Source organism: Bradyrhizobium sp. AUGA SZCCT0160 (assembly GCF_018130105.1).
Lineage (GTDB): Bacteria > Pseudomonadota > Alphaproteobacteria > Rhizobiales > Xanthobacteraceae > Bradyrhizobium.
Window position 1 is genome coordinate 171346 of the sequence record NZ_JAFCMD010000006.1, and the last position, 14429, is coordinate 185774.

The window sequence follows — 14429 nt, forward strand, 5'->3', positions numbered from 1 at the left end:
CCTCAGGCTGCGTCTTCGAACTGGGCGTAGCCGGAAGCCTCGAGCTCCAGCGCCAGTTCCTTGCCGCCGCTTTTGACGACGCGGCCCTTGGACATCACGTGCACGAAATCCGGCACGATGTAGTTGAGCAGCCGCTGGTAGTGGGTGATGACGACCATGGCCCTGCCCTGCGAACGCAGCGCGTTGACGCCGTCGGCCGCGACGCGCAGCGCGTCGATGTCGAGGCCGGAATCCATTTCGTCGAGGATGCAGACGGCCGGCTCGAACAGCGCCATCTGCAGAATCTCGTTGCGCTTCTTCTCGCCGCCGGAAAACCCGACATTGACGCCGCGCTTGAGCATGTCGCGCGGAATGTTCAGGCTGGCCGCCGCCGCATAGGCCTTCTTCAGGAATTCCGGCGTCGTCAGCTGGCTCTCGCCGCGCGCCTTGCGCTGCGCATTCAGCGCCACGTGCAGGAAGTTCATGGTGGCGACGCCGGGAATTTCGACCGGATACTGAAACGCCAGGAACACGCCCTTGGCGGCGCGCTCGTCCGGCGACATTTCCAGAAGGTCTTCACCCTTGAACAGGATTTCACCGCCGGTGACTTCATAGCCGGGCTTGCCGGCGATGACGTGCGACAGCGTCGATTTGCCGGAGCCGTTCGGCCCCATGATCGCGTGCACCTCGCCCGGATTCACCGTGAGCGACAGCCCATGGAGGATCTCACGCTCCTCGACACGGACTTTCAGGTCTTTCACTTCAAGTAACGCAGTCATATTCTTTCCTTCTGGCCTAAAACGCCCGAACTAGAACTGGCAAAAAAAGCCAGGCAAAAAACCCAGAGACCCACCACCTGCAGCCAGTTTGCCGAATTCGGTAACTTCAACCGATCCCGCCAAACTCCCGATCAACACCGCAAACAATCCGACGATCGCAATCGTCAAAAACAGCGCAAGCGGTGCAAACCGAATGAAGCCGAAGATGTTTCGAATCATCTGGGTTACCCGACGCTGCCCTCCAGCGAGATCGAGATCAGCTTCTGCGCCTCAACCGCGAACTCCATCGGCAGTTGCTGCAGCACGTCTTTCACAAAGCCGTTGACCACGAGGCCGACGGCTTCCTCCTGGCTGAGGCCGCGCTGCACGCAGTAGAACAGCACGTCTTCGGAAATCTTCGACGTGGTGGCTTCGTGTTCGAACAGCGCCGAGGAGTTCTTGGCTTCCACATACGGCACGGTGTGCGCGCCGCATTTATCGCCGATCAGGAGCGAGTCGCAGGCGGTGAAGTTGCGCGCGCCTGTCGCTTTCCTGTGGGCGGTGACGAGGCCGCGATAGGTGTTTTGCGAGACGCCAGCGGCGATGCCCTTGGAGATGATCCGGCTCGTGGTGTTCTTGCCGAGATGGATCATCTTGGTGCCGGAATCGACCTGCTGGTGACCGTTCGAGATCGCGATCGAATAGAACTCGCCGCGTGAATTGTCGCCGCGCAGGATGCAGCTCGGGTATTTCCAGGTGATCGCCGAACCGGTCTCGACCTGGGTCCAGGAGATCTTCGAATTGTTGCCGCGGCAGTCGCCACGCTTGGTGACGAAATTGTAGATGCCGCCCTTGCCCTCGGAGTTGCCGGGGTACCAGTTCTGCACCGTCGAATATTTGATCTCGGCATCGTCGAGCGTGACGAGTTCGACGACGGCAGCGTGCAACTGGTTCTCGTCGCGCTGCGGCGCGGTGCAGCCTTCGAGGTAGCTGACGTAAGAGCCCTTGTCGGCGATGATCAGCGTGCGCTCGAACTGGCCGGTATTGCGCTCGTTGATGCGGAAATAGGTCGACAGCTCCATCGGGCAGCGCACGCCCGGCGGCACGTAGACGAACGAGCCGTCGGAAAACACCGCCGAATTCAGCGTCGCGAAATAATTGTCCGAAGTCGGCACGACCGTGCCGAGATACTTCTTTACGAGCTCAGGGTGTTCGCGGATCGCTTCCGAGATCGGCATGAAGATCACGCCGGCCTGCTTCAGCTCCTTCTGGAACGTGGTCGCAACCGATACCGAATCGAAGACAGCGTCGACCGCAATCTTGCGCTGGCCCTCGGGCCGCACGACCCCTTCCAGCACTTCGACTTCGCGCAAGGGAATGCCGAGCTTCTCGTAGGTCTTCAGGATGTCCGGATCGATCTCGTCGAGCGAGCCGATCGTCTTCTTCGGCTTCGGCGCCGAATAGTAATAGAGATCCTGGTAGTCGATCTTGGGGTAGTTGACGCGGGCCCATTGCGGCTCGGTCATGGTCAGCCAGCGGCGATAGGCCTCCAGACGCCATTCCAGCATCCAGGCCGGCTCGTTCTTTTTTGCGGAGATGAAGCGGACGGTGTCTTCCGACAGCCCTTTTGGAGCCTTGTCGGACTCGATCAGCGTCTCAAATCCATATCGATATTGGTCGACGTCGATCTGCCTGACGCGATCGACCGTCTCCTGTACGGCAGCCATTTCATCCTCCGCTCGCGGTTTCAAGGACCGCGGTGGATCAATCCGGCGGTTCCGGCCTAATCGATCCTGATTGGTTCAGAACCGATTTGCTTAGAACCGTTCAACCTGTGTTTCGTCGCCCTTAAGTAAGGTATTGGAGAGCTTTCGCCAAGCCTTGAGGGCCAATTCAATCTCTGTCTGTGATGTAGACCACCCCAGACTGAGCCGCACAGCTCCCTGAGCCCGTTCCCGGCCCTGGCCCATCGCGTCCAGGACATGCGACGGCTGGACCTTGCCCGACGAGCAGGCCGAGCCAGACGATACCGCAATACCGGCGAGATCGAAGCCAATTACGGCCGTTTCGGCCTTTAGGCCGGGAACGGTGAATAGTGTGGTATTGGGCAACCGCGGAGCAGGTTCAGCGAACACGATCATCCCCGGCGTCTGCTTCAGACCGTCCTCGAGGCGATCCTTGAGCCCCTGCAGCCGTCCCGCATCCGTGCCCAGCGCTGCCATTGCCGCCCTGGCAGCGGCGCCGAACGCCGAAATCCCGGCTACATTCTCGGTGCCCGCCCGGCGGCCCAGTTCCTGTCCGCCGCCGCGCAGCAGCGGCTCCAGCCCCTGCACGTCCCCGGCCAACACCACAGCACCGACACCCTTGGGGCCGCCGATCTTGTGCGCAGAAAGCGTGATCAGATCGGCTTCGATCGAGTTGATATCAGAGGCTATTTTCCCGAATGCCTGGATCGCATCGACATGCAGCAGCCCGCCGGCCTGATGGACGATCCGGGCCACCTCCGCCACCGGCTGAATGGCACCGGTCTCATTATTGGCCAGCATCACCGATACCAGCGCGGGAGGGCCGTTCAACAGCTCGCGCAGATGGTCGAGGTCAACAAGGCCTGAGGCCGTGACCTTGATGGTCTTGATGGTGTCGGGTGGAAAGCGTCCGCCCGACAGCACAGAGGCGTGTTCGATGGCCGACACCAGCAGCCGTTGAACCGGCTGCCCCGCGCCCCGCCGCAAGCCCGGCGTCAGCGCCAGCACGTTGGCCTCGGTGCCACCTGATGAAAAGACCACATCCTGCGGCCGGGCGCCGACCGCCGCGGCGACCGCGGCGCGGGCGTCCTCGACCAACCGGCGCGCCTGGCGGCCCTCGGCGTGGACCGAGGACGGGTTGCCGGCGAGCTCCCAGGCCGCCGCCATCGCCGCCTTGGCTTCCGGGCGAAGCGGCGTGGTCGCGTTCCAGTCGAGATAGATCCGGTCGGGCATGCGCCGTCTTAGCACGTTTCCCTAGAGCATTATCGGTTCTGATTGAATCAGAACCGAAGTTCTAGTCTCTTGTTTTGACGCGTTTTCTACCGCAGATAAGTCTACGCAATCTGCGTAAACTTGATTGCTGTGCGAACCGGCATCCACTTCGCTCGAAAACGCTTCCAGGCGGCCAATCATTGCGCGGGCTGGCTCCTCGCCCGCACCGGCATGGCCGGTTCGGATGCCATCCGCAATCCGAACAAGGGCCTCAAGATAGTGACGCGCCGAACGATCTCATAGGTCGCCACACAGGCCGCGATCGTTCCAAAAATGACGATCCCCGCCTCAAGCCAGGCTGGCAGACCCTGTCCGTGCAAAGCATGCGCAATCATGATGATCGCGGTCTGGTGCACGATGTAATACGGGAAGATCGCATCGGTGAGATAGCGCCGCGCCGGCGAATCCGCGGTCAGCCATCGCCGCGCGAAGCCGAGCAGCGCGACCATGCAAAGCCATTGATAAGAAGCGTAGGCAACGCCGGCATACATTTTCAGCGGCACGCCGCCGTACCTGTTCGCCCGCACGGCGAGAAAGCACAGAAAGAATCCGGCCGCCAGCGACAGCGCCAGCCAGCGCAGACGCTCCATCGCCTCCCAGACGGCCGTAGCGCGGGCCAGCACGAAGCCGAACAGGAAGACGGTCGCGAACAGCGCGTGATTGTACCAGTCGCCGAACAGCGCGTGCGTCGATGGAAAGTGCGGCAGCAGGACCAGGCGATAGGCCGCAAGCAGCAGCGGCGGCACGACCAGCAGCAGCACGCCCGACAGCGCGGATGCCAGCCGCCGCTCGATCCAGCCGAGAAGCCCCGGAGCCAGCCACAGCACGCCGCCCAGCGCCACCGTGTAGACCCACAGATAGGCTACGAACCAGAGATGGTTCCAGGTCGGCAGCAGGATGCAGGGGGTTGGGCAGAATTGCGGCCCGAAAGCGAAATAATGCCGCTGGTAGAAATCGACGAAGCCGGCCGGATAGCCAAGCGCCTCGACGATCTGGTCATAGGCCTGCGGCGGCACGATCACCAGCATGCCGAACACCAGGGGTATCAATAGCCGCGCCGACCGCGACCGCAGCAGCGGCCCCAGTTTGTATTTGTCCAGCATGAAGCGGGTCGCCACGCCCGAAACCAGGAACAACAGCGCCAGCCGCCACGGATTGAGCACCAGCATTACCGGTTCCAGCGCAACGATCCGATGCGCGCTCTTGATGTGGAAGCCCCAGGAAACGTAGAGCATGCCGACATGGTAGAAGATCAGGAGGCCGAAGGCTGCGATCCGCACCCAGTCGAGATCGATGCGCCGATCGGAGCCGGGAGCGCTGTCCGGTGATTGTGATATGGTTTGCTGCCACATGGCTTGATCCCTCAATGTGCGACGAAGTTGGATGACCGACGTCAAAAATGCGCCTGATGGCCGTGGCGTCGAGCCGGTTTGGGATCAAAACCAGCCTGCTTGGGACGAGACGACCTCGCGTGGGACCAGCGGATTGCTTCGCGGGATAACCGGCGCCGACTGGCTGGTCTATGCCGGGGTCGGGGCGGTCGCGCTTGCGATCGGCAGCGTCAATGCGCTGTCGATCGCGGACGACATCGCCCGGCGCGGCGGCCCGTATAACCTCAAGACGCCGCTGCTCTGGGAGATGACCAGCATTGCCGTCATCATCCTGCTGGCGCCGGCCCTGTTCGCCGCCGTCAGGCGAATCCGCCGGGAACCGCGCCGGTTGGTCCGTATCGCGCTGGTAATCGCGGTAATCATCGTCTTCTCCGCCGTGCACATCACCGGGATGGTGGCCTTGCGTAAACTCGTGTTGTGGATGCTCGGCGGTAGCTATGATTTCCACCTCTCGCTCGCGACCGTGCTCTATGAGGCTCGCAAGGACGCGGTCACCTGCCTGTTGATCGGTGGCGGCATGTGGCTGATCGACAGCCGACGGGAGGTCGGGGCGGTTGCGATGGCGGCCCCCGCCACGGCAGCGGAAACGCTGCCGCACATGGTCTGGCTGCGCGACGGCACCACCCGTATCCGCATCGAACCCAAAGAGATTATCTGGATCAGTTCGGCCGGGAACTATGTCGAGTACAGCCTCGCCGATGGTCGCAGCCATCTGGTTCGCGGAACGCTGGCGGCAGCCGAGGCTCAGCTTGCGCGATTCAAACTGGCACGCGTCCACCGCACACGGCTGGCCAATCTCGACCGGGTAACCGCCGTGGCGTTGAAGCCATCGGGAGATTTCGAGCTTACCTTTGACACCGGTCAGACCACTGTGGGCAGCCGGCGCTACCGCAACGCCATCGCCTCGCTTGAACGCATCACCGCTTCAAGTTGAGCGGCCGACTTGCCATGGCGGCACCGAGGCGGCTGTCGGCGAAAACAAATCTCTAAAATCCATCAAATACTTATCCCGAGCGCCGGATTCACCCTTGCCCGGCGGCGGGCGCATAAAAACCTTGCATTTTGCCCCTCGCCTCATGTTAGAACGCGGCCGACAGTTCACGGGGCGCCGCGCGCGCATCTCCCAAACGACGCCTGATTGCCGTTTCTCCGCGGATCAATTCCGTCGCCAAGAAGCACTTCCAAGGATCATCCATGCCCGAAGTTATTTTCACCGGTCCCGCAGGCCGTCTCGAAGGCCGCTATCATCCGGCGAAGCAGAAGAACGCGCCGATCGCGATGATCCTGCATCCGCATCCGCAGTTTCACGGCACGATGAATCACCAGATCGTCTACCAGTGCTACTACGCCTTCGCGCATCGCGGCTTTTCGGTGCTGCGCTTCAATTTCCGCGGCGTCGGCCGCAGCCAGGGATCGTTCGACCACGGCACCGGCGAATTGTCGGACGCGGCGTCCGCGCTCGACTGGGCGCAGACCATCAATCCCGAAGCGCGCGCCTGCTGGGTCGCGGGCTTTTCGTTCGGCGCCTGGATCGGCATGCAGCTGTTGATGCGCCGGCCCGAGGTCGAAGGTTTTATTTCGATCGCGCCGCCGGCCAATCTCTACGACTTCTCGTTCCTCGCGCCCTGCCCGTCGTCGGGCCTGATCGTGCATGGCGAAAAGGATGCGGTGGTGCCGCCGAAGGACGTCAACACGCTGGTCGAGAAGCTCAAGACGCAAAAGGGCATCGTGATCGACCAGCAGGTCATCCCCGGCGCCAACCATTTCTTCGACGGCAAATTGCAGCCGCTGATGGAGACGGTGACCGGCTATCTCGACATGCGGCTCGCCAACGTCCGCTAAATCAAGCGGTTTGCGATGACCGCCTTCGTCGCTTTGCTGCGTGCCGTCAATGTCGGCGGCACCGGCAAGCTGCCGATGAGCGAACTCAAGGCGATGTGCGAGGCGCTCGGGTTCGAGGCCGTCCGCACCTACATCGCCAGCGGCAATGTCGTCTTCACCAGCCGCAAAGCCGAATCCGCCGTCAAGAAGGCGCTGGAAGCGCGGCTTGAAGCCTATGCCGGCAAGGCGATCGGCGTCATGGTGCGCACCGCGGCCGAGATGCAGGCCGTTCTGAACAACAATCCGTTTCCAAAGGCGCCGGGCAACCGGACGGTAGCGATATTCCTCGATGCCAAGCCGCCGACGGATACGCTGGCCGCCGTCAAAGGCCGCAAGGACGAAGAAATCGGATTGGGCTCGCGCGAGATCTACGTCCACTACGGCGACGGCATCGGGCAATCGAAACTGGTGATCCCTGCCGCGAAAGCAGGCACCGCGCGCCATGAACACGATCGCGACGCTCGCGAAAATGGCCACGGATTTGTAGAATTGTAGGATGGGTTGAGCTCTTCGCGAAACCCATCAATTGCTGCCCGAGAATGAGTGATGGGTTTCGCGAAGAGCTCAACCCATCCTACGCGTTCACGCTGCCAGCTTCAGCATATGCGCGTTATGGCGAACCAGGAAGGCGTGCAGCAATTGCGGATAATCGGCGCCGACGGCGCTCTGAACACTGTCCCGTTTTACCAGCTCCGTCCGCCATGCGCGCACCTTCGGCGTTTGTGCGAAGATGGAGAGGTCGATCAACTCGTCGAACACATCGAAGTACCGGAAGATCGGCGCGAACACGGCGTCCACGAGACTGAATTTTTCGCCGGCAAAGAATGGACCCGAACCCAGCGCCTCCTCGACGCGTGCGAACTTCGCGGCCACCGCGACGCGTTTGGCTTCAAACACCGCGGCATCGCCTGTCGTCTCGAGGCCCCACAGCTCGCTCAGGATCGTCGAGCCGAATTCCATCCATGCGCGGTGCCGCGCCCGCTGCAACGCGTCCTGCGGATGCAGTTTTGCACCCGTTTGGGTTTCCTCGATGTACTCGCAGATCACGTTGCTCTCGAACAGCGCGACCTCGCCGTCCTCGCTGCGCACGATCAGCACCGGCACCTTGCCGAGCGGCGACAACTTCAGGAACCAGTCCGGCTTGTTGGCGAGGTCGATATCGACGCGCTCGAACGGCACACCCTTCTCGTTCAGCGCGATCACGGCGCGCTGCACGTAGGGACAAAGCTTGTGGCTGATCAAAGTGAGTTTTGCCGTCATGACGACCTCCAAGGGCGAGGCCAAACGGCTCGCTTCATGCATCTGCATCAAATTAGATGCATGTGCATGTAGTCGTCAAAATCAATGCAGTTGCATCAACAGATCTTGATCCCGGCCGCTACGGCCGGGCCATCAGCCCCCCGGTCATCGGGATCGGCACCCCCGTGGTGGCCGGATAGCTCAGCGGCAGGCCCTTGAGCCCTCGCGCCGCCAGGAAGCCAAAGGCCTGCGCCTCGATCGCGTCCGAGGCCCAGCCGAGCCCATCCGCGGCCTCGACGGTGGCGGGCTGAAGCCGCTCGCGCAGCATCCGCAGCATGGTCAGGTTGCGGGCACCGCCGCCGGCCACGATCCAGCTCTTCGGCACCTTTGGCAGCAACGGCACGATCCGGGCGATCGATGCGGCCGTGAACGCGGTCAGGGTCGCGGCGCCGTCCGCGGGCGACATCGCGTCGACCTTGAGCGCGGCAAAATCATTGCGGTCGAGCGATTTGGGCGGCGGTTTTGTGAAGAACGGCAGCGCCAGCGCGCGGGCAATCCAGGCGTCATTGACCTTGCCTTGCGCGGCGGTCTGGCCGGCGGTGTCGAAGCGCTGGTTCAGGACACGGTACATGTGGTCGTCGAGCAGCGCGTTGCCGGGCCCGGTGTCGCAGGCGATCAGCGTGTCGGTCCCGTCGATATAGGTGATGTTGGAGACCCCGCCGATGTTAACCACGACGATCGGACCCTCGCGCTCGAGCGACTGGGCCAGCGCGCGGTGATAGACCGGCACGAACGGCGCGCCCTGCCCGCCGGCGGCGACGTCGGCGGCGCGGAAATCATGCATGACGGGGATGTGGATCGCCTTGGCCAGGGCTGCGGCGTCGCCGATCTGCACCGTCAATCGGCGCTCGGGCCGGTGCAGCACGGTCTGGCCGTGAAAGCCGACGATGTCGATGTCCTGGGCGGAAATGCGGTGTTGCGCGGTAAAGGCGGCAACCGCCTCGGCATGGGCCAAAGTGACGGCCTGTTCGGCGTCCCGCAGGACGCCCGGCCGCGCATCGCGCTGCGGCAGGTTGACGGCCTCGTACAGCGCCTGGCGCAGCAGGCGGCGCTCCATTTCGCTGTAGGGTCGATATCCGGATGGCCCAAAAGCCCGGACCTTCCGGCCATCGGTTTCGATCATGGCGACATCGACCCCGTCGAGCGAGGTACCGCTCATCAAACCTATGGCCGTCAACATCATTGTAATCGTGCCTTCGCCACGCCCTGCTCGAATCGTCCCGCCGACGACGACCAGCTTGTGCCAAACACGGACATCTTATAATGCCACACCGCACGCGCTTGCGGCAGCCCATTCCGCTATGGTTCCGCAACTCGTTACAATTACCGTGAAAATAGAATGATCAGAGTCGCAGGCCAATGACCGCATTTAAATCAGATTTCCTGAACATTTTACAGGAACGCGGCTTCATCCACCAATGTTCCGATTTCGACGGCCTCGACGCGCTCGCCGCGAAAGGCCAGGCGACCGCCTATGTCGGCTACGATTGTACCGCGCCGTCGCTGCATATCGGCAATTACCTGACCATGATGATGCTGCACTGGCTGCAGCAAAGCGGCAACAAGCCGATCACCCTGATGGGCGGCGGCACCACCATGGTCGGCGATCCCTCCGGCAAGGACGAGTCGCGGGCGATCCGCTCGATCGCGGAAATCGAGGCCAACAAAGCCTCGATCCGCGGCGTGTTCTCAAAGGTGCTGCGCTACGGCAACGGCGCCAGCGACGCCATCATGCTCGACAACGCCGAATGGCTGACCAAGCTGAACTGGATCGAAATGCTGCGCGACATCGGCCGGCATTTCTCGGTCAACCGCATGTTGACGATGGACTCGGTGCGCCTGCGGCTCGAACGCGAGCAGGAGATGAGCTTCATCGAGTTCAACTACATGGTCTGCCAGGCCTATGACTTCGTCGAGCTGGCCCGGCGCACCGGCTGCCGCTTGCAGATGGGCGGCTCCGACCAATGGGGCAACATCGTCAACGGCGTCGATCTCGGCCGCCGCATGGGCACGGAGCAGTTGTTCGCGCTGACCACGCCGCTGCTCACCACCGCCTCGGGTGCCAAGATGGGCAAGACCGCGCAAGGCGCGGTGTGGCTCAACGCCGACGCGTTCTCGCCATACGATTTCTGGCAATACTGGCGCAACGTCGAGGACGCCGACGTCGTGAAATTCCTGAAGCTGTTCACGATCCTGCCGATGAGCGAAATCAACAAGCTTGCGGCGCTGCAGGGCGGCGAGATCAACGAAGCCAAGAAGGTGCTGGCAACCGAAGCAACCGCGCTGCTGCACGGCCGCGATGCCGCCGACACCGCTTCCGAAACCGCGCGGCAGACGTTTGAGGAAGGCGCGGTCTCGGAAAGCCTGCCGACGGTAGAAATTCCGCGCGGCGAACTTGATGCCGGCATCGGCGTCCTCGCAGCATTCGTCAAGGCCGGCCTCGTCGCATCGAACGGCGAGGCGCGCCGCCAGATCAAAGGCGGCGGGCTGCGCGTCAATGATGCTGCCGTGACCGACGAGAAGATGGTCCTGAACGCGGATAATCTCACGCAGGAAGGCGTCATCAAGCTGTCGATGGGCAAGAAGAAGCACGTCCTGCTCAAGCCTGCATAGGCGCATTCGCTTTACGCGCTTGCTCGGCGGCGCAGAAACGCGCTCCCTGCCTTCCATGGATCAAAAGACGCCAAGGGGAGACTCGTTGACTCCGCCGCTCAAGCCGGCGCGCACGGCCCTCAACGTGCTGGCGCTGTGCTTTGCGTTGTCGGTGGTCGGCCGCGGCCTTGGCGAGAGTTTTACGGTTTTCCTGAAACCGATCGCGGAGAGTTTCGCCTGGGACCGCGCCGAAGTGGTCTCGGTCTATTCGCTGACCTGGCTCGCGGGCGGGCTGATGGCGCCGTTCGTCGGCCGGCTGTTCGACCGCTCAGGACCCCGCCTCGTCTATTCGCTTGGATTGCTGCTGCTCGGCGGCTCGTTCCTGGTCGCCTCGCGCGCACAGGCGCTGTGGCAGTTCCAGCTCTCCACCGGATTGTGCGTCGGCATCGGCATCGCGCTGATCGGCGTGGTGCCGAATTCGATCCTGCTCGGCCGCTGGTTCGGGCCGCGATTGCCAACCGCGATGGCGATCCTCTATTCGGCGACCGGTGCGGGCATCCTGGTGCTGTTGCCGGCCTCGCAGCTCTTGATCGACCGCATCGGCTGGCGCGATGCCTATCAATGGTTCGGCATCGCCGCGCTGTGTCTGTTGCTGCCGCTGCTGCTGATGCCGTGGCGGCTGTTCGCGACCGGCTCGCCGCATGTCGTCAAGAAGACCGACGACGGCCTGGTCGATGATGGCTGGACACTGAAGAGCGCGATGCTCAACCACGTCTTCTGGGCGCTGTTCTCGACCTTCTTTTTCACCGCGGTGGCGATGTACGCCATCACAGCGCAGATCGTGGCGTATCTGATCGACGCCGGCTTCCCGCCCCTCGAGGCCGCCACGGCCTGGGGTTTTTCCGGCGTGGTGCTGCTGTTCGGCATGCTCGGGATCTCGACGCTGGACGGCATCATCGGCCGCAGGCCGTCAGTGCTGTTCAGCTACGGCGTTTCGATCGTCGGCATCATCCTGCTCTGGCTGCTGCAATATTATCCGAACTACTGGCTGCTGACCGGCTTCATCATCTCTTTCGGCAGCATGATCGGCTCGCGCGGGCCGCTGATCACCGCGACGGCACTGAACATTTTCCGCGGCAAACGGGTCGGCACCATCTTCGGCACCATTTCGATCGGCAGCGGCCTCGGCTCGGGACTGGGCTCATGGGCCGGCGGCCTGATCCATGACTGGACCCACAGCTATAACGCGCTGTTCGTGTTCGCGCTGGTCAACGTGGTGCTGGGATTGATCCCGTTCCTGGTGGTGCCGGCGCTGCGGCGCTGACGATACAATCCAGGGACGGCGCAATTGTCATCACGGGCGCCACCAGCTCCTTCGCCATCGACCGCCACCACGAACCAGCCGCACGACGACGAGTAGCAATATCGCGCCGATGGTCGCATTGATGATTGCGCTGATGATTCCGGTTCCGAGATGAATGCCGAGCTGCGGCAACAGCCAACTTCCGATAAAGGCGCCCACAATCCCGATAAGGAGATCGCCGACGATCCCAAAACCAGTCCCCTGCACGATTTGGCCCGCGAGCCAGCCGGCCACGAGACCGACAAACAAGATGACCAGCAAACTCTCGCCCGACATATGCATATCGTCACCTCAGCGGTTGGCCGCAGCGCCAGCATTGCAGGCTGGTCCGCATCTGCCTGTATAAGATTGATCATGCCCGACCGAACAAAGTCGGCCGGGCAGATCTTTGGTCATTCGCAGCGCGTGGCTCAGTAGCGACCGCCACCGACACCAATGCTCACGCCGGGCGCATGAATTCCAATACCGGGTCCGCGCTCTTCATAGCCGCGGCGCTCGATATAGCGCTCGCGCGGCGCATAGCCATACGAGTCGCGAGACTCGCGAAGGATGACGCGGCGCTCCCCGCGCTCACGCCAGCAACGGCCGTCTTCGTCGCAAACCATGCGTACGTTCTGAATATGGCTGTCCGATGCGACCGGGCCAATGGAAAGCGGAGCCGCCGAGGCAGCAGTGGCAAACAACGCCGCAGCGCCGGCTGCCAGCGCGAGGGTGAGCGTTTTCATAATTTCTCCGGGGGTTGATGTGTCAGGAGACCAATAGGCCGCTGGCCCTTTGGTTCCTGCGACATCTTCACGTGTTCTGCCTGGATCGAACAGCGCGAGAGGCGAAGCAATCTATTCTTTGACTTGGGGAAGGATAGGCAGGTCGAGCAGGAAATGTGCCCCTTTGGGATTTCCGGAGGTGAGCGTCAGGTGGCCTTGAAGCTGCCGCACCATGCCGACGATCACCTTGAACCCCAGACTGGTTTGCGGCTGATCAATGTCGAAGCCGTGCGGAAGGCCGACGCCATGGTCGGAAACCTCGACATGAAGATGTTCATCGATTTCCCGCGCACTGACCTCGATGACGCCACCGCCTTCGGGGTAGGCGTATTTCACCGCGTTTGTAACGAGTTCGTTGATCAGGAGTCCCAATGGAATGGCATGGTCAGCCGAAAGCAGCATTGGGTCGGCATGGCAGTGCAGCGTATGGCCATCCGTCGTACCTTTCAGCTTTTTGCAAAGCTCGTTCATGAAGTCTACGAGTTCGACAAAACCGACGTGCGAACTACGCCATAGATGATCATGTACCTGGGCGATGGTGTCGACGCGCAGGCTTGCATCCTCAAGCGCATTTCTGACATCCGGGGATAGAGCCGTACGGGCCTGGACGCGCAGCAATCCGACCACGGAAGTTAGACTGTTCTTGACGCGGTGGCTCATCTCCCGCGTCAGCAGCGCCTGGTGCTCAAGTGCCTCCTGCAGTTTGGCGTCCGCCTGCTGACGTTCGATGGCGACGCCGAGCAGGCCGGCAAAGCCGGCCAGAAAGTCGGCATCCGCCTCGTCAAACTGGCCGGGATCGGCGCTATCGACCTCCAATACGCCGAAGAACGTTTTGCCCTCCCCGCCCTTTTCGATCAGCACGTTGATCGCGCGCCTGACGCCGTGATCCTTCAGGAGCTGGGGTGTCCGGAAACGGGTCTCCACATCCAGGTGATTCGAGATAACCGTGGCCCCGGTTTGGTAGGCGTATCCGGCCGGCGATCCGAGATCGGCGGTGAGCGACACGTTATCAATGGTGTCGAGGTCCCAGCCGACGCCGGCGCGCACCCTCAGGTGGTCTTCTTCCGGCACATATTCCAAGACTTTGGCGAATCGCGTCTGAAGCCCGTCGGCGCAAAACTCCGTGGCCCGCTGCAGGATTTGTCGGTAGTCGCGGGTTTGCATGGCGATGCGGCCGAACTCGCCGAGCAGGGATTGCTGCCGAAGTCGGTATGGAAGCTCGTCCCGATCAGGCGATTCTGCAGGAAACTTGAATAGTTCCTGAACTGCGTCAGACGGCAAATGCAATCGCGGACCTCCCGAGCACGGCCTTCGCCAAGGATCAGTTCAGATTTCAGCCAGTGCTTTCAGAGCATTATGGCAGCCCGGCGTTGGTCAGTCTGAGC

14 protein-coding genes and 1 pseudogene are annotated in these 14429 nt (G+C 62.3%); 5 read left to right on the top strand and 10 right to left on the bottom strand.

Going from position 1 to position 14429, the window contains the following annotated elements:
• Positions 1–2 precede the first annotated feature (2 nt).
• The 5 genes from sufC to JQ558_RS12595 form a co-directional block, all read right to left on the bottom strand.
• The gene (sufC, locus tag JQ558_RS12575) at positions 3–758 is read right to left on the bottom strand and encodes a Fe-S cluster assembly ATPase SufC (protein ID WP_192739479.1); all 756 of its coding nucleotides are present in this window, start codon (positions 756–758) and stop codon (positions 3–5) included.
• Positions 759–788: 30 nt separating this feature from the next.
• A complete protein-coding gene (locus JQ558_RS12580) occupies positions 789–977 on the bottom strand; it encodes a hypothetical protein (protein ID WP_212293810.1) in 189 nt (62 codons plus the stop codon).
• A gap of 5 nt (positions 978–982) precedes the next feature.
• Positions 983–2464: a Fe-S cluster assembly protein SufB gene (sufB, locus tag JQ558_RS12585; protein ID WP_212206809.1), complete on the bottom strand. Its 1482-nt coding sequence runs from the start codon at positions 2462–2464 to the stop codon at positions 983–985.
• Between the two features lie 90 nt (positions 2465–2554).
• Complete coding sequence (locus JQ558_RS12590) at positions 2555–3715, bottom strand: cysteine desulfurase family protein (RefSeq protein WP_212293811.1); 1161 nt, start codon at positions 3713–3715, stop codon at positions 2555–2557.
• Positions 3716–3891: 176 nt separating this feature from the next.
• A complete protein-coding gene (locus JQ558_RS12595) occupies positions 3892–5106 on the bottom strand; it encodes an acyltransferase family protein (RefSeq protein ID WP_212293812.1) in 1215 nt (404 codons plus the stop codon).
• A gap of 31 nt (positions 5107–5137) precedes the next feature.
• On the opposite strand from JQ558_RS12595, the gene JQ558_RS12600 reads away from it, so the two are divergent.
• The 3 genes and pseudogenes from JQ558_RS12600 (at position 5138) to JQ558_RS12610 (ending at position 7513) form a co-directional block, all read left to right on the top strand.
• On the top strand, positions 5138–6079 hold the full coding sequence (locus JQ558_RS12600) for a LytTR family DNA-binding domain-containing protein (protein ID WP_212293813.1): 942 nt from the start codon (positions 5138–5140) through the stop codon (positions 6077–6079).
• A gap of 260 nt (positions 6080–6339) precedes the next feature.
• Positions 6340–6987 carry an alpha/beta hydrolase gene (locus JQ558_RS12605; protein WP_027536583.1) on the top strand — a complete coding sequence of 216 codons (648 nt, stop codon included), beginning with the start codon at positions 6340–6342 and terminating at the stop codon, positions 6985–6987.
• Positions 6988–7002: 15 nt separating this feature from the next.
• Positions 7003–7513, top strand: a pseudogene (locus tag JQ558_RS12610) (DUF1697 domain-containing protein).
• Positions 7514–7608: 95 nt separating this feature from the next.
• On the opposite strand, the gene JQ558_RS12615 reads toward JQ558_RS12610, so the two are convergent.
• A complete protein-coding gene (locus tag JQ558_RS12615; protein WP_212293814.1) occupies positions 7609–8286 on the bottom strand; it encodes a glutathione S-transferase family protein in 678 nt (225 codons plus the stop codon).
• Between the two features lie 118 nt (positions 8287–8404).
• On the bottom strand, positions 8405–9508 hold the full coding sequence (locus tag JQ558_RS12620) for an anhydro-N-acetylmuramic acid kinase (RefSeq protein ID WP_212293815.1): 1104 nt from the start codon (positions 9506–9508) through the stop codon (positions 8405–8407).
• A 176-nt stretch (positions 9509–9684) separates the two neighbouring features.
• Between JQ558_RS12620 and tyrS the strand changes: the two genes are divergently transcribed.
• Together tyrS and JQ558_RS12630 are read left to right on the top strand one after the other, a co-directional pair.
• Positions 9685–10938, top strand: a complete 1254-nt coding sequence (gene tyrS / locus JQ558_RS12625) for a tyrosine--tRNA ligase (RefSeq protein WP_212293816.1) — start codon at positions 9685–9687, stop codon at positions 10936–10938.
• A gap of 55 nt (positions 10939–10993) precedes the next feature.
• Positions 10994–12241: an MFS transporter gene (locus tag JQ558_RS12630; RefSeq protein WP_212293817.1), complete on the top strand. Its 1248-nt coding sequence runs from the start codon at positions 10994–10996 to the stop codon at positions 12239–12241.
• A gap of 30 nt (positions 12242–12271) precedes the next feature.
• Here the strand turns inward: JQ558_RS12630 and JQ558_RS12635 are convergent, their stop codons facing one another.
• From JQ558_RS12635 to JQ558_RS12645, 3 genes are all read right to left on the bottom strand, one after another.
• Positions 12272–12562, bottom strand: coding sequence for a GlsB/YeaQ/YmgE family stress response membrane protein (locus tag JQ558_RS12635; RefSeq protein WP_211994952.1), 291 nt, complete (start codon positions 12560–12562; stop codon positions 12272–12274).
• 128 nt (positions 12563–12690) lie between these two features.
• A complete protein-coding gene (locus JQ558_RS12640; protein ID WP_192739493.1) occupies positions 12691–13005 on the bottom strand; it encodes a hypothetical protein in 315 nt (104 codons plus the stop codon).
• Between the two features lie 111 nt (positions 13006–13116).
• The gene (locus JQ558_RS12645; RefSeq protein WP_212293909.1) at positions 13117–14325 is read right to left on the bottom strand and encodes a sensor histidine kinase; all 1209 of its coding nucleotides are present in this window, start codon (positions 14323–14325) and stop codon (positions 13117–13119) included.
• Positions 14326–14429 lie beyond the last annotated feature (104 nt).